The organism is Enterobacter sp. AC1 (assembly GCF_050434705.1).
Classification (GTDB): domain Bacteria; phylum Pseudomonadota; class Gammaproteobacteria; order Enterobacterales; family Enterobacteriaceae; genus Enterobacter; species Enterobacter cloacae_L.
Map to the genome: position 1 here is coordinate 934,667 of NZ_JBNDIZ010000001.1, position 19,425 is coordinate 954,091.

The 19,425-nt window shown below is 54.8% G+C and carries 22 protein-coding genes; 8 read left to right on the forward strand and 14 right to left on the reverse strand.

Annotated elements, in window-relative coordinates:
• Positions 1-108: 108 nt before the first annotated feature.
• The 3 genes from M2433_RS04475 to M2433_RS04485 are packed head-to-tail and all read right to left on the reverse strand — an operon-like array spanning position 109 to position 2,628.
• A complete protein-coding gene (locus tag M2433_RS04475; RefSeq protein ID WP_008500616.1) occupies positions 109-921 on the reverse strand; it encodes a MetQ/NlpA family ABC transporter substrate-binding protein in 813 nt (270 codons plus the stop codon).
• Between the two features lie 23 nt (positions 922-944).
• Positions 945-1,613, reverse strand: a complete 669-nt coding sequence (locus M2433_RS04480; protein ID WP_047348818.1) for a methionine ABC transporter permease — start codon at positions 1,611-1,613, stop codon at positions 945-947.
• Positions 1,606-2,628, reverse strand: a complete 1,023-nt coding sequence (locus tag M2433_RS04485) for a methionine ABC transporter ATP-binding protein (RefSeq protein WP_429053033.1) — start codon at positions 2,626-2,628, stop codon at positions 1,606-1,608. The genes M2433_RS04480 and M2433_RS04485 overlap by 8 nt, the downstream gene beginning before the upstream one ends.
• Positions 2,629-3,028: 400 nt before the next feature.
• Between M2433_RS04485 and M2433_RS04490 the strand changes: the two genes are divergently transcribed.
• The 5 genes from M2433_RS04490 to lpp all read left to right on the forward strand — a co-directional run bounded on the left by M2433_RS04490 (position 3,029) and on the right by lpp (position 7,901).
• Positions 3,029-4,399 carry a pyridoxal-phosphate dependent enzyme gene (locus M2433_RS04490; protein ID WP_059312076.1) on the forward strand — a complete coding sequence of 457 codons (1,371 nt, stop codon included), beginning with the start codon at positions 3,029-3,031 and terminating at the stop codon, positions 4,397-4,399.
• Between the two features lie 11 nt (positions 4,400-4,410).
• A complete protein-coding gene (locus tag M2433_RS04495) occupies positions 4,411-5,556 on the forward strand; it encodes a trans-sulfuration enzyme family protein (RefSeq protein WP_429053034.1) in 1,146 nt (381 codons plus the stop codon).
• A 73-nt stretch (positions 5,557-5,629) separates the two neighbouring features.
• Positions 5,630-5,926 carry a hypothetical protein gene (locus M2433_RS04500; RefSeq protein WP_429053035.1) on the forward strand — a complete coding sequence of 99 codons (297 nt, stop codon included), beginning with the start codon at positions 5,630-5,632 and terminating at the stop codon, positions 5,924-5,926.
• A 7-nt stretch (positions 5,927-5,933) separates the two neighbouring features.
• A complete protein-coding gene (gene pykF / locus M2433_RS04505; RefSeq protein ID WP_047348822.1) occupies positions 5,934-7,355 on the forward strand; it encodes a pyruvate kinase PykF in 1,422 nt (473 codons plus the stop codon).
• A 309-nt stretch (positions 7,356-7,664) separates the two neighbouring features.
• Entirely contained in the window at positions 7,665-7,901 is a 237-nt protein-coding gene (lpp, locus tag M2433_RS04510; protein WP_010430241.1) for a murein lipoprotein Lpp, read from the forward strand.
• Positions 7,902-7,961: 60 nt separating this feature from the next.
• Here lpp and ldtE read toward each other — a convergent pair whose 3' ends face one another.
• The 11 genes from ldtE to M2433_RS04565 form a co-directional block, all read right to left on the reverse strand.
• Complete coding sequence (gene ldtE, locus M2433_RS04515; RefSeq protein WP_264438878.1) at positions 7,962-8,975, reverse strand: L,D-transpeptidase LdtE; 1,014 nt, start codon at positions 8,973-8,975, stop codon at positions 7,962-7,964.
• A 97-nt stretch (positions 8,976-9,072) separates the two neighbouring features.
• Positions 9,073-9,489: a cysteine desulfuration protein SufE gene (sufE, locus tag M2433_RS04520; protein WP_429053036.1), complete on the reverse strand. Its 417-nt coding sequence runs from the start codon at positions 9,487-9,489 to the stop codon at positions 9,073-9,075.
• Between the two features lie 14 nt (positions 9,490-9,503).
• Complete coding sequence (gene sufS / locus M2433_RS04525; protein WP_429053037.1) at positions 9,504-10,724, reverse strand: cysteine desulfurase SufS; 1,221 nt, start codon at positions 10,722-10,724, stop codon at positions 9,504-9,506.
• Positions 10,721-11,992: a Fe-S cluster assembly protein SufD gene (gene sufD / locus M2433_RS04530; RefSeq protein ID WP_429053039.1), complete on the reverse strand. Its 1,272-nt coding sequence runs from the start codon at positions 11,990-11,992 to the stop codon at positions 10,721-10,723. The genes sufS and sufD overlap by 4 nt, the downstream gene beginning before the upstream one ends.
• On the reverse strand, positions 11,967-12,713 hold the full coding sequence (sufC, locus tag M2433_RS04535) for a Fe-S cluster assembly ATPase SufC (RefSeq protein WP_059312082.1): 747 nt from the start codon (positions 12,711-12,713) through the stop codon (positions 11,967-11,969). The genes sufD and sufC overlap by 26 nt, the downstream gene beginning before the upstream one ends.
• Before the next feature lie 9 nt (positions 12,714-12,722).
• On the reverse strand, positions 12,723-14,213 hold the full coding sequence (sufB, locus tag M2433_RS04540; RefSeq protein ID WP_429053040.1) for a Fe-S cluster assembly protein SufB: 1,491 nt from the start codon (positions 14,211-14,213) through the stop codon (positions 12,723-12,725).
• An 8-nt stretch (positions 14,214-14,221) separates the two neighbouring features.
• Positions 14,222-14,590 (reverse strand): Fe-S cluster assembly scaffold SufA, encoded by a 369-nt coding sequence (sufA, locus tag M2433_RS04545; RefSeq protein ID WP_008500631.1) that lies wholly within the window; start codon positions 14,588-14,590, stop codon positions 14,222-14,224.
• A gap of 402 nt (positions 14,591-14,992) precedes the next feature.
• A complete protein-coding gene (locus M2433_RS04550; protein WP_429053041.1) occupies positions 14,993-15,490 on the reverse strand; it encodes a YbjP/YqhG family protein in 498 nt (165 codons plus the stop codon).
• On the reverse strand, positions 15,490-15,858 hold the full coding sequence (locus M2433_RS04555; RefSeq protein WP_429053042.1) for a hypothetical protein: 369 nt from the start codon (positions 15,856-15,858) through the stop codon (positions 15,490-15,492). Before M2433_RS04555 ends, M2433_RS04550 begins: the two co-directional genes overlap by 1 nt.
• Before the next feature lie 154 nt (positions 15,859-16,012).
• Positions 16,013-16,741 carry a MerR family transcriptional regulator gene (locus M2433_RS04560; RefSeq protein ID WP_059312084.1) on the reverse strand — a complete coding sequence of 243 codons (729 nt, stop codon included), beginning with the start codon at positions 16,739-16,741 and terminating at the stop codon, positions 16,013-16,015.
• A gap of 188 nt (positions 16,742-16,929) precedes the next feature.
• Positions 16,930-18,150 (reverse strand): diguanylate phosphodiesterase, encoded by a 1,221-nt coding sequence (locus M2433_RS04565; protein WP_429053043.1) that lies wholly within the window; start codon positions 18,148-18,150, stop codon positions 16,930-16,932.
• A gap of 337 nt (positions 18,151-18,487) precedes the next feature.
• Here M2433_RS04565 and ycgZ point away from each other — a divergent pair, with 337 nt between their 5' ends.
• Genes ycgZ through M2433_RS04580 form a run of 3 tightly spaced genes read left to right on the forward strand, consistent with a single transcriptional unit; the run spans position 18,488 to position 19,360 of the window.
• Positions 18,488-18,727, forward strand: coding sequence for a regulatory protein YcgZ (ycgZ, locus tag M2433_RS04570; RefSeq protein WP_429053044.1), 240 nt, complete (start codon positions 18,488-18,490; stop codon positions 18,725-18,727).
• A 4-nt stretch (positions 18,728-18,731) separates the two neighbouring features.
• The gene (locus M2433_RS04575) at positions 18,732-19,052 is read left to right on the forward strand and encodes a hypothetical protein (RefSeq protein WP_047348830.1); all 321 of its coding nucleotides are present in this window, start codon (positions 18,732-18,734) and stop codon (positions 19,050-19,052) included.
• Positions 19,053-19,081: 29 nt separating this feature from the next.
• On the forward strand, positions 19,082-19,360 hold the full coding sequence (locus M2433_RS04580; RefSeq protein WP_023311323.1) for a biofilm/acid-resistance regulator YmgB/AriR: 279 nt from the start codon (positions 19,082-19,084) through the stop codon (positions 19,358-19,360).
• The last annotated feature ends 65 nt before the right edge of the window (positions 19,361-19,425 follow it).

The following is a 19,425-nucleotide window of genomic DNA, read 5'->3' on the forward strand; positions in this document are numbered from 1 at the left end:
TCATCACTCCATTGCCTTTTAAACGTTGAGCTTAAATGATTCTCCTGCCGGATACAAAAAAGAAGCCCGGCGAGTTCCTCGCCGGGCTTCGTCTGTAAAATCAGCTAATTAGTTGTTTACTGGAATGACCGCGCCTTTGTACTTGGTGCGGATCCAGTCCTGAATCTCTTTGGAGTGCAGCACGTTCACCAGCGCGACGATATCTTTCTTCTTCTCGTCACCGCGATGAACGGTAATGATGTTGGCGTACGGGTTATTTTCACCGCTCTCTACCGCAATCGGGTCGTGAACCGGATCCAGACCGGCGTCAATCGCGTAGTTGGCGTTGATCACCACCGCATCGCCTTCGTTGTTGTTGTACATCTGCGGCAGCAGAGACGCTTCCACGTTAGGCGTGAACTTCAGCTTTTTCGGGTTCTCCACGATATCGCTGATGCGCGCGGTCACTTTGTCGATGCCCGGCTTCAGCTTGATCACGCCCTCTTTCTCGAAGATAGAGAGAATGCGCCCCTCTTCAGAAACGGCGTCACGCATGATGATCTTGCCGCCCTCCGGCAGGTCTTTCAGCGACTTGTATTTTTTGGAGTAGATGCCGATGGGCTCAATGTGGATCGCGCCCGCGCTGACAAAATCGTAGTCCTTATCGCCCGCGTGATCTTTCAGCACGCTGTTCAGATAAGGAATGTGCTGGAAATAGTTGGCGTCGATGTCATGACCCGCCAGCGCGGTGTTGGGCAGAATGTAGTCCTGGAAAGGTTTGATCTCCAGGTCGATTCCCTGCTTCGCCAGAATCGGCTTTGCCTGCTCCAGAATTTCGGCGTGCGGCGTGTTGGACGCGCCCACGGTCAGGGTGTCGGCCCAGGAGGCGAAGCTCAGGGCGCTCAGGGTTGCAGCGGCGATCAGTGTCAGTGTCTTTTTCATGATGTGGTTCCTGTGTGTATTTATTAGCGTTTATCTAACAGAGAAGTAATGGCGTCGCCGCAGAACTGGATAATGAAAACGATGATCAGAATGGTCACCGTTGCCACCAGCGTGACGTCACCATGGTTGCGCTGGAATCCTTCCAGATAAGCCAGATTTCCCAACCCGCCGGCGCCAATCACCCCCGCCATGGCGCTGTAACTCACCAGCGCAATCAGCGTTACCGTAATACCCGATACCAGTGCAGGTGATGATTCCGGCAGTAAAACCCGAAACACTAACGTGCTCAGTCGCGCGCCCATCGAGCGCGTCGCTTCTATCACGCCTTTATCCACTTCACGCAGGGCGATCTCCACCAGGCGTGCGTAGAACGGTGCGGCGCCTACAATCAGCGCCGGCAGTGCCGCGTTGGCGCCAAGAATGGTGCCGACGACGGTCTTGGTGAACGGGATCAGCAGGACGATCAGAATGATGAACGGAATGGAGCGGAACACGTTCACCACAATCGAAATGACGCTATAGACCGTGCGGTTGTGGAACAGTCCGCCGCGCGCGGTTAAAAACAGCGCCAGCCCCAGCACGATACCCAGTACAAAGGTCGCCACGCCCGACAATGCGGTCATGTACAGCGTCTCCAGCGTCGCCGCCCAGAGCTGATCCCACTTGAGATGCGGAAAGAGATCTTCAGCCATGTTTAATCACCTCGCCTTCAATATCGCTGTGCTTCAGGTCGGCGAGGATATTGTTCAGTTGTTCATCGGATGCCACTACCTGTACCCAAAGCTGGCCAAACACGCCGTGGGCGGTTTGCGTCATTTTCCCGTGCAGGATGTTAAACGGCAGGCCGTAGCGCAGGGTCAGCTCACCCACGATCGGTTGATGCGTGCTGTGCCCGGTAAAGGTCAGCCTGATGACCGTACCTTCCAGATCGTGTGCCAGCTCGGTATTGAAGGTTTCCTCTTCGGCATACTGGCTCACCTGGCGGACAAACTGCTGCGTAATCGGCTGCTGCGGATGGGTAAAGACGCTCAGCACGTCCCCCTCTTCCACCACTTTACCGTTCTCCATCACCGCCACGCGGTCGCAGATTTTGCGCACCACGTGCATCTCGTGCGTGATCAGCACGATGGTCAGCTTGAAGCGACGGTTGATATCGAGCAGCAGATCGAGGATCTGATCGGTAGTCTGCGGGTCGAGCGCGGAGGTGGCTTCGTCGCAGAGCAGCACGTCAGGGCTATTGGCCAGCGCGCGCGCAATGCCTACGCGCTGCTTTTGCCCGCCGCTCAGCTGTGACGGGTACGCATGCTCGCGGCCTGTCAGGCCGACAAGTTCGATAAGCTCGGCCACGCGGGCCTTAATGTCGGCTTTCGGTACGCCGGCGATTTGCATGGAAAACGCGATATTCTCACTCACCGTGCGCGACCACAGCAGGTTGAAGTGCTGGAACACCATGCTGATCTTCAGACGCGCCTGGCGTAAGGCTTCGCCTTTAGCCGCGGAAATGTTCTGCCCGTTGATGGTTACGCTGCCGGTGCTGGGCTTTTCCAGACCGTTGAGCAGGCGAATCAGCGTGCTTTTCCCTGCTCCGCTGTAACCGATAATCCCGTAAATCTGCCCCTGCGCTATCGTCAAATTGACGTTATCAACGGCCGTGAGTGCCACCTTTCCGTTGTCAAAAACCTTCGAAATATTGCTCAGTACAATCATTCTTATTCGTTATCCGTGCCGCCCGTGGCGGTTTAGCAGTATGGATGTCCAAACGATAGTAAACAGCCGTTATCAGCTTTTAAATGAACAAAAAAGAATGTGTTATTACTTTAGGGAATAAACGGCGGATTCACCGGGTGGAAAGCATTTAGACCAATTTCAGCAATGATTATCTGCCAGATGCATATCTGCTGGCGGACACAGCCAAAAAACGGTCATTTTTGCAGCATTTTGTGCCAGTATAGCCATCCTCACATCCAGACAACTTTACGTCTTGCTGTCCTGACATCCAAAAACGTCATTTATATTCCTTTCTGTTCTAAAAGGCAGTGAATGGTTCTTTATTGCGAAAATTTCACCGCCCTATCATCCCGTCATGACATCCAGAAAGGAAAACATCATGACGATTTACCACTCCGTCACCGAACTGATTGGCCGTACCCCGCTTATCCAGCTGCACAAGCTTGATACCGGTCCCTGCTCGCTGTTTCTGAAGCTGGAAAACCAGAATCCCGGCGGCTCCATTAAGGATCGGGTGGCGTTGTCGATGATTAACGAAGCGGAGCGTACCGGTCAGCTGCAGCCGGGCGGCACGATTATTGAGGCGACGGCGGGCAATACCGGTCTCGGCCTGGCCCTGATCGCCGCCCAGAAAGGCTACTCGCTGATCCTGGTGGTACCGGACAAAATGAGCCGCGAGAAAATTTTCCACCTGCGCGCGCTGGGTGCTCAGGTGGTGCTGACCCGCTCCGACGTCAATAAGGGCCATCCCGCCTATTATCAGGATTACGCCCAGCGTCTGGCCAATGAGCTGCCCGGCGCGTTTTACATTGACCAGTTCAATAACGAAGCCAATCCGCTGGCACACCGCACCACTACGGCACCGGAACTGTATGAGCAGCTTGACGGCAGGATCGATGCCATCGTGGTGGGGGTCGGCTCAGGCGGTACGCTGGGCGGCCTGCAGGCGTGGTTCGCCGAGCACTCTCCGCACACGGAGTTTATCCTCGCAGACCCGGCCGGATCCGTACTGGCCGACCAGGTGGAAACCGGGCGCTACCACGATGCCGGCTCATGGCTGGTTGAGGGGATCGGTGAAGACTTTATTCCTCCGCTGGCCCATATCGAAGGCGTGAATCGCGCCTGGCGCATCACCGATCGCGAAGCGTTCACTACCGCGCGCGATCTGCTGAAAACGGAAGGTATTCTGGCAGGCTCCTCCAGCGGCACGCTGCTGGCGGCCGCGCTGAAGTATTGCCAGGCGCAGACCACGCCGAAGCGCGTGGTGACCTTCGCCTGCGACAGCGGCAACAAATACCTTTCGAAAATGTTTAACGATGACTGGATGCGCCAGCAGGGGCTGATCGCGCGCCCTCAGGCAGGCGATCTCTCCGACTACATCGCCCTTCGTCACGATGAAGGCGCCACCGTCACCGCCGCCCCGGACGACACGCTTTCCACCGTCCTGGCGCGCATGCGTCTGTATGACATCTCCCAGCTGCCGGTGCTGGAGAACGGCAAGGTGGTGGGCATTATCGACGAATGGGATCTTCTGCGGCACATCGGCGGCGACGGCGATCGCTTCGCGCTTCCGGTGACGGCGGCCATGACGCGTCAGGTGGAATTTCTGGATAAACACGCCCCGGAAAGCGCCCTGAACGCCATCTTCGACCGCGGCCTGGTGGCCGTAATTAATGATAACGACCGCTTTCTGGGTCTGATTACGCGCAGCGACGTGCTGACCGCATGGCGCAACCGTCTACAGCAATAAAGGAATAGATGATGAAAAACCTGGCAACCCTGAGCGTCCACAGCGGCGAGTTTAACGACCAGCACGGTGCGGTGATGCCCCCGATTTACGCCACCTCGACGTTTGCGCAACCCTCTCCCGGGGAACATACCGGCTATGAATATTCGCGCAGCGGCAACCCTACCCGTCATGCGCTGGAAACCGCCATCGCCGAACTGGAAGGCGGCACGCGCGGCTACGCCTTCGCCTCCGGTCTGGCGGCCATCTCCACGGTGCTCGAACTGCTGGATAAAGACAGTCATATTGTCGCCATTGATGACGTATACGGCGGCACATACCGTCTGATCGAGAACGTGCGCAAGCGCAGCACCGGCCTGCAGGTCAGCTGGGTTAAACCGGACGACCTGGCCGGGCTGGAGGCCGCCATTCGTCCGGATACGCGTATGGTCTGGGTCGAAACGCCAACCAACCCGCTGCTTAAGCTGGCGGATCTGGCGGCGATTGCGGCGATCGCCCGTCGGCATAACGTCATCAGCGTGGCGGATAATACCTTTGCATCGCCGGTTATCCACCGTCCGCTGGAGTCGGGTTTCGATATCGTGGTGCACTCCGCCACCAAATACCTGAACGGCCACTCCGACGTTGTCGCCGGGCTGGCGGTGGTGGGAGATAACCCGGCGCTGGCGGACAGGCTCGGCTATCTGCAAAACGCGGTGGGCGGCGTTCTGGATCCGTTCAGCAGCTTCCTGACGCTGCGCGGTATCCGCACGCTTGCCCTGAGGGTCGAAAAGCACAGCACCAACGCGCTGGCGATTGCGCAATGGCTCGAGCAACATCCTCTGGTCGACAAGGTATTCTATCCCGGCCTTGAATCGCACCCGCAGTATCAGCTTGCCCGCACGCAGATGGCGCTGCCCGGTGGGATGATTTCCGTCGTGGTGAAAGGCGACGCGCAACGCGCAACGGAAGTGATCCGCAACCTGAAGCTGTTTACCCTCGCGGAAAGCCTGGGTGGCGTGGAAAGTCTTGTGAGCCAGCCTTACAGCATGACGCACGCCTCCATTCCGCTTGAGCAACGGCTGGCCAACGGCATTGTGCCGCAGCTGCTCCGCCTGTCAGTGGGGATTGAAGATCCTAAAGACCTGATTGCCGACCTCAGCCAGGCGCTGCAAAAATAGGCAAAACGCGGCAGGTCAATCACCTGCCGCCATAAGTTGTCATTATGGCTTAACGCCTTGATAACAATATTATGTGAAACTGCACAGATTATTTTTGAAACACCGTTTCCATTTTCCTTTTATCTTAATATCAGCGTATAATGCGCGCCTAATCCCTGGTGAATGGTTTCAGCGCTTGGAATACACAAAACAACGTACAACTTCTCCTCTCCTTCGTTGGGCTATCACTCAGGCACACTTTCTTCTGCACGCTCATTTGATGTCTCCTATCCTTAGTGCGTGTCATATACTCTTTTGCAACACAGGTTTGACTCCGCGGCGGTGCGCCCCCGGAGCGAGATTTCCATATCCTTCCCAACTTAAAGACTAAGACTGTCATGAAAAAGACGAAAATTGTTTGTACTATCGGCCCGAAAACCGAATCTGAAGAGATGCTGACCAAAATGCTGGACGCCGGCATGAACGTGATGCGTCTGAACTTCTCCCACGGTGACTATGCAGAACACGGTCAGCGTATCCAGAACTTGCGCAACGTAATGAGCAAGACCGGTAAAAAAGCCGCCATCCTGCTGGATACCAAAGGTCCAGAAATCCGTACCATCAAGCTGGAAGGCGGTAACGACGTCTCTCTGAAAGCGGGCCAGACCTTCACCTTCACCACCGACAAATCCGTGGTCGGTAACAATGAAATCGTTGCAGTGACCTATGAAGGCTTCACCAGCGACCTCTCCGTCGGTAATACCGTGCTGGTTGACGATGGTCTGATCGGTATGGAAGTTACCGCTATCGAAGGTAACAAGGTTATCTGTAAAGTGCTGAACAACGGCGACCTGGGCGAGAACAAAGGCGTTAACCTGCCGGGCGTCTCCATCGCGCTGCCAGCCCTGGCTGAAAAAGACAAGCAAGACCTGATCTTCGGTTGCGAGCAAGGCGTTGACTTCGTTGCCGCTTCCTTCATCCGTAAGCGTTCCGACGTGGTTGAAATCCGTGAGCACCTGAAAGCGCACGGTGGCGAGAAGATCCAGATCATCTCCAAAATTGAAAACCAGGAAGGCCTGAACAACTTCGACGAAATCCTCGAAGCGTCTGACGGCATCATGGTTGCTCGTGGCGACCTGGGCGTTGAGATCCCGGTTGAAGAAGTGATCTTCGCGCAGAAGATGATGATCGAGAAATGCGTTCGCGCGCGTAAAGTGGTTATCACCGCCACGCAGATGCTGGACTCTATGATCAAAAACCCACGCCCAACCCGCGCTGAAGCAGGCGACGTGGCAAACGCCATTCTCGACGGTACCGATGCCGTTATGCTGTCCGGCGAATCCGCGAAAGGTAAATACCCGCTGGAAGCAGTGTCCATCATGGCCACCATCTGCGAACGTACCGACCGCGTGATGAAGAGCCGTCTGGACTACAACAACGACAGCCGCAAGCTGCGCATCACCGAAGCGGTATGCCGCGGTGCAGTAGAAACCGCTGAGAAGCTGGAAGCCCCGCTGATCGTGGTTGCCACTCAGGGCGGTAAATCTGCTCGTGCCGTGCGCAAATACTTCCCGGATGCGACCATCCTGGCGCTGACCACCAACGAAACCACCGCCCGTCAGCTGGTGCTGAGCAAAGGCGTTATCCCACACCTGGTGAAAGAGATCGCCTCTACCGATGATTTCTATCGTCTGGGTAAAGAAGTGGCTCTGGAGCTGGTTGATCGCGGTCTGGCACAGAAAGGCGACGTTGTGGTCATGGTTTCTGGCGCGCTGGTCCCAAGCGGAACCACCAATACCGCATCTGTTCACGTGCTGTAATAATTCCCGAACGAATTAATTTTGATAAAAAGCGCCCGCCGGGCGCTTTTTTTATTTCTGGCATTAGCCAAAGTCATTCAAAATGCAAATCGGGTTTTTCTATTTAATTGCGAATTATCTAAGATGAATCCGATGATAAATGCCTTTTTTTCCTTAGATTTTTGCCCGAAAAGGGCTGATTCGATGCTTCTTTGAGCGAACGATCAAAAATAGGTGTATTCCCATCAAAAAAATATTCTCAACCCAAAAAACTTTGTGTAATACTTGTAACGCTACATGGAGATTAACTCAATCTAGAGGGTATTAATAATGAATCGTACTAAACTGGTACTGGGCGCGGTAATCCTGGGTTCTACTCTGCTGGCTGGTTGCTCCAGCAACGCTAAAATCGATCAGCTGTCTTCTGACGTTCAGACTCTGAACGCTAAAGTTGACCAGCTGAGCAACGACGTGAACGCAATCCGTTCCGACGTTCAGGCTGCTAAAGACGACGCAGCTCGCGCTAACCAGCGTCTGGACAACCAGGCTACTAAATACCGTAAGTAATAGTACCTGTTAATAAAATGGCGCACATTGTGCGCCATTTTTTTTGCCTCCGTCAAACGGCTACTGCGTCACTTTCTCCCCTTCATCTTCCGCTACCGCAGCGGACACCCGACTGTTCTGCACGGACAACACGTTATTACTGGCTGACGGGCCGCTACCTGACGACACGACAACCGGGATCCCGGCGCGGCGTGACAGGGCTTTATCAATAAGCGCCTTATCGCTTCCCGCCTGCGAAACAAAGGTCGCAAAGTCTGCGGAATGGGTAATTGGCGAGACCTGTGGGTTTTCGCCTTCTGCCTGCGCCAGCGGACGGTGGACTTCAATATAGCGTTTACCGTCCGGCTCAACGGAGAACTTCACCGGTTCATTGATGATCTGTACCCGCGTGCCCACCCGCACCTGTTCGAACAGGGCTTTAATGTCCGGGGCATTCATCCGCATACAGCCGGAACTGACCCTCAGGCCGACGCTGTCCGGCGCGCTGGTGCCGTGGATCAGATATTCCCCATTGCCCACGCCTAAACGCAGTGCGAAGCGTCCCAGAGGGTTATTTGGCCCGGCAGGGACCACCGGAGGCAGTTTAATTCCCTGCTCCAGAGAGCGTGCTCTGATGCCCGCAGTCGGTGTCCAGGTGGGATTAGGGATTTTCTGGCTCACGCGCGTGGTCGTAACCGGCGTTTCCAGCCCCAGCTGTCCGATGCCGAGCGGGAAAACCTGAACAATGTTTTCTCCCGGTGGGAAGTAGTAGAGCCGAAGCTCAGCGAGGTTAACGACAATGCCCTCGCGCGGCGTGTCCGGCAGCAGCATCTGCGACGGGATGGTGATGACGGTCCCCGGAGCCGGGTTGACCGGCGCAATGGTATTGTTCGTTTCCAGAATCACCTGCGCCGCGGTATTAAACCGGCGGGCGATGGTCTGCAGCTTATTATCCCCTTCCTGTATCGTGTAGGTTTGATTTTGCCCAATCAGACGACTGCCTGCGGGCGGCAACGGATAGTCCATCGCGCGAGCCGAATTAAGGGCACCGAGCGAACTGATAAGTAATAGAGTTATTAGAGACGCGCGCTTCATGCTGAGATTCCTTATTCACCGGCAGGATGCCAGAAAGCTGAAAAACCAGCGAGGCGGGAACCACCTCGCGAAACAGAATGAATGCTGTTCTGTAAGTCTAGCTAAGGATTGCAGCTTTGGCGCGGATGGCGCGAATCATCGCTTCCAGTCCCTGGGAACGGGACGGGGTAAGGTGCTGGGCCAGGGCCATTTTTTCAAACCACGGGCGGACGTCGAACGCGACAATATCCTGCGCCGACATCCGGTGATAAAGAATAAAGACGACCGCAATAAGCCCTTTTACAATGGCAGCATCGCTGTCGCCGTGTAATTCGACAGTGCCGTCATCAGACTGCTCCATCACAATCCACACCTGGCTCTGACAGCCCTGAATACTGTTTTCCGGACTATGCGCCTCTTCGCCGAGCGGCGGTAAGCGCTGTCCCAGCTCAATGATATAGAGATACTTCTCTTCCCAGTTTGCGCAACGCGAGAAGTTGCGCAGTAATTTATCTTTGTCCGGCAGCTCTGCCATCTTTCGCCTCTCCGTTAGCCCAGCAGCTGGTGAATGCGTTTTAGCCCCGCCACCAGCCTGTCGACCTCTTCCGTTGTGTTGTACATCACCAGCGATGCGCGGCACATTGCCGGTACCTGGTAAAACGCCATCAGCGGCATGGCGCAGTGGTGCCCGGTACGGACCGCTACGCCGTAATTATCGAGGAAACTGCCCACGTCATAGGCGTGGTGTTTCCCGAGATTGAACGCGATCACCCCTTGCCGTTCGGCAGGTCCGTAGAGAGTAAGGTCCGGTACGCTGGCAAGCTGGGCAAGCGCATAGTGCATTAGCAGTTGTTCATACTCCTGAATGGCATCAAGACCAATCGCGCTGACGTAGGAGACCGCCGCCCCCAGCCCGATAATGCCCCCGGTGTTGGGCGTGCCCGCCTCAAAGCGCCACGGCGCGCGGGCGTAGGTAGTCCCTTCTGACAGGCTAACGGTGGCGATCATCGACCCGCCCCCTTCCCACGGCGGCATCGCCTGCAGGATGTCCTCTTTCACATACAGCACGCCAATCCCGGTCGGGCCGTAGAGCTTGTGTCCGGAGAAGACGTAGAAATCGCAGTCCAGCGCCTGGACGTCGACCGCGTGGTGCATCACCGCCTGGGCACCGTCAATCAGCACCTTTGCGCCCGCCCGATGGGCCTTTTCGACGATCTCCGCGACCGGGTTTTCTGTTCCCAGCACGTTGGAGACCTGAGTAACCGCCACCAGCCGCGTGCGGTCGTCCAGCAGGGCGTCAAGCTGCTCAAGCTGAAGCGTCCCGTCGACGTTGAGCGGGATCACCCGCAGCTGCGCGCCAGCGCGCTCGCAGAGCATCTGCCACGGTACGATATTGGCGTGGTGCTCCATCTGGGTGATGATAATGTTATCCCCCGCGTGGACCTGCGCGTTGCCCCAGCTGTTGGCGACAAGGTTGATCCCCTCCGTCGTGCCGCGCACAAACACCAGCTCTTCGGGCGAGCGCGCGTTGAGGAAGGCGGCCATCTGCGTGCGCACGTTCTCCATGCGCTGCGTGGCTTCCGCGCTCAGCGTGTGGATCCCCCGGTGTACGGCGGCGTAACCGTGGCGATAAAACTCGGCCTCGGCGTCCACCACCTGATTCGGCTTCTGCGCGCTGGCCGCGCTATCCAGATAGGCCAGAGGAAGACCGTTTACTTCACGGGTCAGAACCGGGAAATCTGCCCGTACTTTCTCAACGGGAAAACTCATGCTGCGCCTCCAGGCAGACGCTGGCCAATACGCTCCAGCACCTGCTGTTTTAACTGACCATCCTGCAGCGCTTCCGTCAGTTCAGCGGCAAACGCATAGATAATCATTTTCTGCGCCGCCTGCTGGTCGATACCGCGGGAACGCAGGTAGAACATCTGCTCGTCATCGATTCGCCCGACCGTCGCGCCGTGGCTGCATTTCACGTCGTCGGCGTAGATCTCCAGCTGCGGCTTGGTGTCGACCTCCGCCAGGCGCCCTAACAGCAGATTGTTGTTGGTCATCTGCCCGTCGGTTTTAATGGCGTGCTGAGCCACGTTAATCAGGCCGTTAAACACCGCGCGCCCTTTATCACTCACGATGGTTTTGTGCAGCTGCCGGCTGTTACAGTAGCCTTTGTTGTGCTCCAGCCAGGTGCGCGTATCGCATACTTCTGATTTAACCGGCATCGCCAGGCTGTTGATGCGCAGCGTGGTGTTTTCGCCGTTGAGCTGCGTGCTGGTGTTGTGGCGCAGCACCGCCCCACCGAGCAGGAAGCTGTGGCTATACGCCGCCGCGTCCTGGCCCAGCACGATGTCGTTATGGGCAAAGTGGTGGCTCTGCGCATTCTCAAACGCCAGCTTGACGTGGTGAAGCTGCGCGTTTGCGGCGACGTTCATCGTCAGGCGCGACCCGGTAAAGTGGCGGGTATCGTTGAGGCTGACGTAGTGCTCGATTACCGTGGCCTCCGCCCCCTCCGCCAGCTCAAGATGGTGGCGATAGTGTGCGGTGTTGATTTCGTCGCCATCCAGACCCTGAGTGATGTGCATCAGCAGCAGCGGTTTTGCCGGGCGCTGATTACGCTTCACGCGGATATGCGTCACGCCGCGGGCCAGGCTCTCGGTCAGGTGCAGGAAGACTTCAGGCTGAACCGGAGCGCTCAGGCGCTGGCGATCGTCGTTAATCTCAACCTCAAATCCGCAATCCTCGAGCGTGTCGCTCAGCTCGGGGCGGAACTGACCGTCGACGAACACCAGGCGCAGGGCATCAACATTCAGCGCCAGCGCGTCGCGCTGCGCCGGAGTGATTTCCGCCAGGCGGGTCACAAACTCGGCGTTCAGCAGGCCATCAAGCGGGGTGTATTTCCAGTTCTCATGCTTACGCGTCGGCAACCCGAGTCGCAGCATCTGCTGCAGATGCTGCTGCGCCTGCTCGGAGCGCGTGCCCCCCTGGGCTTCAAACAGCCGGTGCCACTGCTGGAGCGCATTACTGCTGTTCGGTAAGCCAGCCATAACCCTGCTCCTCCAGTTGTTTAACCAGCGTGAAATCACCGGATTTCACAATTCGCCCCTGGTAAAGCACGTGAACGTAATCCGGCTTGATGTAGTCCAGAATGCGCTGGTAGTGGGTGACGATAATAAACGAGCGCTTGCCGTCGCGCAGGGAGTTCACCCCGTCAGCAACGATCTTCAGGGCGTCGATATCCAGACCGGAGTCGGTCTCATCCAGTATGCACAGCTCGGGCTCCAGAACCGCCATCTGCAGGATGTCGTTACGCTTTTTCTCTCCGCCGGAAAAGCCGACGTTTACCGAGCGGGTCAGCAGATCTTCCGGCATTTTCAGCAGCTTGATCTTCTCTTCCATCAGGTCCTGGAAGTCGAAGCGGTCCAGCGCCTCAAGGCCGCGATACTTGCGCACCGCATTCAGCGCCGTCTGGAGGAAGAACTGGTTGCTGACGCCAGGAATTTCTACCGGGTACTGGAAGGCCATAAAAATGCCCTCTCCCGCGCGGTCTTCCGGCGACATCTCCAGCAGGTTTTTCCCGTGAAACTCGACCGAGCCGTGGGTTACCTCGTAATCTTCGCGGCCCGCCAGCGTCGCAGAAAGCGTACTTTTCCCGGAACCGTTCGGCCCCATGATGGCGTGAACTTCACCCGGCTTTACGTCAAAATTGAGGCCACGCAGGATCGCTTTGTCTTCTACGCTAACCTGTAAATCTTTAATGCTTAACATGTGCTTTCCTTAACCGACGCTGTGTTCAAGACTAATGGCGAGGAGTTTTTGGGCTTCAACGGCAAATTCCAGCGGCAGTTCAGAGAACACGTCCTTACAGAAGCCGTTAACGATCATTGAGATGGCATCTTCTTCGCTGATCCCGCGCTGCAGGCAGTAGAAGAGCTGATCTTCCCCAATCCGCGACGTCGTTGCCTCATGCTCAAGCTGGGCGGTATTGTTCCGACACTCGACGTACGGGAAGGTGTGCGCGCCGCAGTCTGCGCCAATCAGCATCGAGTCACACTGGGTAAAGTTTCGCGCGTTGGTGGCCGTCGGCATGATTTTCACCAGCCCGCGATAGCTGTTCTGGCTGTGCCCGGCAGAGATGCCTTTCGAGATGATGGTCGATCTGGTGTTTTTACCAATGTGGATCATCTTGGTGCCGGTATCCGCCTGCTGATGGCCGCTGGTGAGCGCCACCGAGTAAAACTCACCGATGGAGTTATCCCCGCGCAGGATGCAGCTCGGGTATTTCCAGGTGATGGCAGAGCCGGTTTCTGACTGGGTCCACGACATCTTGCTGTTTTCACCTTCGCACAGCGCGCGCTTGGTGACGAAGTTCAGGATGCCGCCGGTATTGCCGTCACCCGGGAACCAGTTTTGCACCGTCGAGTACTTCACCTCGGCATCTTTATGGATGATGACCTCTACCACCGCCGCGTGCAGCTGGTAGCTGTCGCGTACCGGGGCGGAACACCCTTCGATGTAGCTGACGTAGCTGCCTTCGTCCGCCACCAGAATCGTGCGCTCGAACTGACCGGTTTTTTCCGCATTGATGCGGAAATAGGTCGAGAGCTCCATCGGAGAGCGTACCCCTTTCGGCACGTAGATAAAGGTGCCGTCCGAGGCCACCGCCGCGTTGAGCGCCGCAAAGAAGTTGTCGTTAGAGGGCACCACGGTCCCAATATACTTTTTCACCAGTTCCGGATGATCGTGGATTGCTTCGCCGAAGGAGCAGAAAATGATCCCCTGCTCGGCCAGCTTTTCGCGGTAGGTGGTCGCCACCGAGACGGAGTCAAAAATAGCGTCCACCGCCACCTCTTTACCCTCACGCACCGGCACGCCCAGCTGGTTAAAAGCCTCTTCTACCTCTTTGCTGAGGAAGCTATTTTCCGCGCCGGTTTGCTGCACCGCGCCGGGCTGCGAAGCGCAGGTGTCATCACAGCTGCCGCAGGAGGGCGCGGAGTAGTAGCTGTAGTCCTGATAGTTCAGTTTGTCATAATGCGCTTTCAGCCAGTGCGGCTCTTCCATCTCCAGCCAGGCGCGGAAGGCGCTCAGGCGAAATTCCAGCATCCACTCGGGTTCATTACGTTTCGCCGAGATCGCCCGAACGACATCTTCGTTGATGCCTTTCGCCAGCTCGTCCGTCTGCAGCTGGGTGAAGAACCCCTCTTTATAGTTGAGGTGCCCACCGCTCCAGGTATTTACTTCACTCGTTGCTTCAGTATTACGAGACATAGTACCGCCTATACCCCAAAGCTTTCGCCGCAGCCGCATTCGTTCTGGGCTTTCGGGTTATGAAATTTGAATAACTGGTTTAAGCCTTCGCGGACGTAGTCCACTTCGGTACCGTCGATAAACGGCATGGCCTGCAGCGCGACGTACAACTTTGCGCCGTCCGTTTCGAACACCAGGTCGTCTTTCTCGGGTTCGGTGACGGTGTCGAGCACGTAACCGAAGCCTGCGCAGCCGGTCTGTTTGACACCTAAACGCACGCCAAGAATCTCTGGCTTTTTCGCCACCAGCTCGTGAATATGCGCCGCCGCCGCTGGCGTGAGCGTTAAGCCGCGCCAGGCAAAATCGGCAGGATTAAAGGTTTCTGAATGCAGTTCCATAGGTCCACCTCATCTGATAAGCCATCAGGGCATAACACCATGTTAGTGATAACGATTATCACTTCAACCCTCTGTCAGCAGGGGCATTCGGCTAAACCGCCCTTTTTGGCTACTTTTATTAAGCATAGACCCTGTGGGAGGATGCAGTCAGGATGGATTTATTTGTTCAATGCATTGATTAATAATGCATTTCGTGACGGCATTTATGACGGAGAGGAGAAAAATAAAATATGCATCGGAAATGCCTATTTTTGAGATAGATTTTCTATTTTCCGTGAAATTAGTTGATTGTCGTAAAATCAGATACTTACTGATAACACACATCAGGCTATAAAGGACAACTCATACATTTATTCGCCCCAAAATGCCCCTACTGATACAGGGGCTAATGACACTTACGGTTTAAAGGCCGGTTTCAGCTGCAGACTTCGCGCGCGAGATGGCTCCCGCATTAAATATTGGATGTTCATAGTTATCGGTTACATCGCGGACCCGGTATATCTTCCATGTGCCTGATTCACGCCGAACGAATACCTGGAGCTCTAATTTCCCTCCGTACTCCTTGCCAATCCATACGGGCAACATTTTGCCGCCCATAAAAGGTTTGGCGTCACCGACAGTGAGTGCCGATATCCACGATGAATCATAGTCCTGCGCATAAGCGAAGTAATCAGATCCAATAAGATCTTGCTCGGGTATCGACTCAATATCATCCAGTCTCTTCAGCGTGTCGGCAGAGACATATTCACGCAGCTCAGACGGCGAATAAATATTGTCGCTGCTGGTAAGAGACATCAGATAAGTAGAGTAAAAAGAACGTACGCGACTCGGCGCACTCTGATCTGGCTTCACTGAGCAAGCGGAGAGCAAGCATGTGCATAACACTATTGCGGCTCGCATCAATTCATCCTGTAAATTTTGAAGGCCGGTTGAGCCGCGCGATACCCCGGGCCAGGGTACATGCTATGCTGTCGGAAATCGGAGATCCATTGTGTCCCATCATACATGGTCATATGCCCGTTGGAGTTTCCTCCCGGATAGGGTTGTATCACAGCCACATCACCGCTCAATAATGTTGAACCCGGTGGAACTTCACGAAATCCTGCTCGCAACAAGGATTTTCCGTAATCTTTTGCGTTTAGCGTTCTCTCCAGGCGTATGCCGCCAGCCGCTATTACCTCCCTGTTAAAGGTAGCACATTCATTATGGGAGCGACCGAGAGCGCGTGACCGGAGGTGTGAAACAGCAGCTTCTTTATTCCAACTCATACTTAGTTCCTTTAAGTCAGTAAGAAGGAAATTATTAAATTAACATCACTAAAATTGTGGGATTAAAAATGCTGTAATTTCATTTTTAATCTCTAAGAACAAAGCGACTGCCGTATCGGCGGAAACAAAAAAAGGCCCTCAAGGCCTCTGACGATCAGTGATGAAATGAAACAGCAAACCCCTGCTCACGCCAGTGGTCTAGCTGTTCCTGCTGACGAGGCGTTGGCGATTTTCCCGTCCAGACGAAGATTTTTTGCCCGGGGAAAAGCTCGGGACGCGGTGAGTCAATCGGTTCAGCCAGCACGTCAATATGCCAGCCCTTCTGCGATAAGCGCGCGGCCTCGAGCCAAAGATGGGTACGGTCATCGCATTCCCAGCCAATAAGGAGAGCGTCCTGACCGGCTTTCTTGCGGGATTCCGCCAGACTCGCAATCGCGAATTCGATCAGCACGCCGTCAAACAGGCTCGCCATGTGACGCACGGTGTTTTGATCCTGATTCATTCGCTGACGGACAGGAGAGATAATATTGTCAATCAGCGGATCCATCGCGTGATCGCGGCGGAATTCACCCATTTTAGCGCGAAGTTTTGCCGGGCTGGCGTAGCGCAGAACGGTCATCATCTCTTCCTGGAACGAGACCCAGTTGCCCTGCGTCAACACTTCCTTGTTTTCCAGCAAGGCTTTCACTTTTCCGACCGAAACGCCGCTTTTCATCAGGCGTTTGATCTCTTCAATGCGCAGGATATCTTCATCGTCAAACTGACGATGACCCCCTTCGCTGCGCTGCGGCTTCAACAATCCATAACGGCGCTGCCAGGCACGCAGCGTAACGGGGTTGATACCGCATCGTTCGGCCACTTCGCCGATACTGTAATAGGCCATTAACTCCCTCACGCTCAGAACTTCCATACCTAACTGCACCAACCTTATCAGATTGTACACACCATTTGTATAACTAAGACCGCATTTCGCTCAGGTGAATGGGCTGCTCCTCCCTTCACCTGTTAATACATTGTTGTATAAAATTTGCAGTTCGTACAGTTAACTCTTCCGGATTGTGTATAGCTTTATCAGAACTCGGATTTTTTCTCTGGCCACGCAATAGACGGAATACCGCCGTGCCGGGGGCTGGCAAAAAGATGTCCCTGGAACTGGGAAATGCCCGCGGACTCCAGCCACATCCACTCTTCCGCCTTCTCCACGCCCACCGCGCAGAACTGGATCTCGAGCGAGGAACAGCATTTGATAATCGCCTGAATGATGGCCTGTCGGGGGCCGCTTTTGTGCACGTTCGCGACCAGATCGCGATTAATCTTAATTCTGTCCGGCTGGAACTGAGCCAGCAGCTGTAGCCCCGCAAAACCGGCGCCAAAGTGATCGATCGCCACGCTGAGTCCCGCACTTTTGAGCTGCCTGACCGAATCCGTGAATTCATCAAAACGGGAAATAGCTTCGCTTTCGGTAAACTCCACCACAATTTGCTCGGGTACAAAACCGTTTGCTTCAATCGCGGTGAGCAGGAAATCCACGGCGTTGGGAATATTAACCAGCGTCATGGGCAGCAGGTTAAGGGATAGCGTCTGGTCCTGTAACCCCAGCGCGCTGGCCATGGAAAGCGCTACCTGCTTGCTCTGCAAATCAGATGCATAAACCTCGTCACGCGGGCGGTTAGCGAAATAGACGCCGGGCGAGCCGCCGTCAGGGGTGCGGATAAGCGCCTCCCAGGAGACGACCTGCTGCATAAACGGATCGACAATCGGCTGGAACGCAAAGCTGCAGTCCGCCCCTTTCGCCACCACCTCAGGCTGTGCGGACAAGCGCGTTTCTTCGGGAACGAAATCCCATGAATCCGCCGGGGGCAGTTCAAAATAGTTCGCTTTTTCAGTGGCCTCTACAAAGGTACGGAAAAACTGCAGCGGGCGGTCGTTATACGTCAGCTGGTAACGCGTCGTTCCTTTGTTGAGCACCTGCTGCAGCACCTCGTCCCTGTCGAAGTGGCGCAAATCAAAAAGCTCCATCCCCACATTGCCAAAGCGCCGGACAGGCCCGTGGTCGCGCATCAGCTCCACCAGATTATGGTGGCGCAGGTCATTACAGATCTGCTCATAGATTGCAGTAACGTGCTCCACTGGCCCTTCAAGCAGCTGGAAAAAATGCGTGCCGTTAAACAGCAGGATCCCCGTCACATTGGATTGCCGGTTTTTACTATTGGCAGCAGCGACCATTGCTTCCAGCGCTTTCACTGGAACGTCCTCGCAGATATGACTACGGTAAATGATGGTTGTGAGCATGCTATTCCTGGGGGTTAGGGTTTTGGCCACAAAAAGGTGGATAAGGATCATTTATAGCACATTAATTGACTGACAAATAATTTACATCTCAATCATTTACGGGAGTTATAGAAACATTTTTCTGCGCTGTACAACTTACCAGTGTTGGACCTTTTTGTACAATATATCCTGTAACGTTACCGGTTCATGACACGCTTATAAAGCAATGAAAATAAAGAGATTTAAAAAATATATCATAAAAACATTAAAAATCTGTACATTTTAAGTGTACAGATTTAGAAATTATGTATACCTTAATTGTAACGTTAGTGATTACGAAATTTTACAGGAGCGAAACATGCAGCAGAAAGGTTACGCCACAGATTCCGCAGCAGCGATCGCACAGTACTTTGAAAAGGCCGTGCTTCCTACTCAACAGGAGACGCTGGGCCAGGTGGTTGTCGAAATCCTCAGCGACGGGCGAAACCTTAATCGCAAATCGCTCTGTACCAAACTGCTCAGCCGCCTCGAAAAGGCAGAGGGGCCGGAAGAGGAAGAGCATTACCACATGCTGCTTGGTCTGCTCTTCGAACGGTAAGGTTATGAATAGCAGTAACGCAGACCGACTGATCGACCAGCTTATCGGTGAAGCCGTTCTCTCTCTTCTTAAGGAGCGGGGGCCAGTGACAACCGAAGGATTGCTGCAGCGTCTGCGGAGCATGAAAGAGCATGAAAAGGATCCCCGGCGGCGGGAGACACTTGCGGTGGTGATTGCCGAAATCGGCTCAAACAGCATCGCCTTTACACGTCGCAGAACCGCGCAAGGACGAACGAAAAGAGAGGGACCTCTCAACGATAACAGAGACAATGTTGTGCCGTTATTTGGAAGTGGAAAACCGTCCGATCCCAAAAAAATACATTGACTGCAATTTAACAGCTACGGTGAGAACAAATGAGACAAAATATTCAGCTTCAACCCGAATACCATTCTGCTTTTTTAGACAGTGCGCTGTCGGAGTACTTCCGTCACGCAGGCGATCGTTTTGCTGAAGAGTCCGCTGTTTTTTCTACTGCAGTACGCTGTGTTCTGGCCTCCGAGGGGCATCTGTCTAATAAGGCAATCATCCTCTGGCTCATTCAGACGCTGGAAGCCACCCACGATGTGGTTCAGGCGGATGTGATTCGTAAGACCCTGGAAATCGTGGTGGGTTACACGATGGACGATCTCTAATTTCTGCGCTCAATGCCTTCCTGACGTGTCATCGTCAAAACTGACGAACAGCCTGACGATGACAC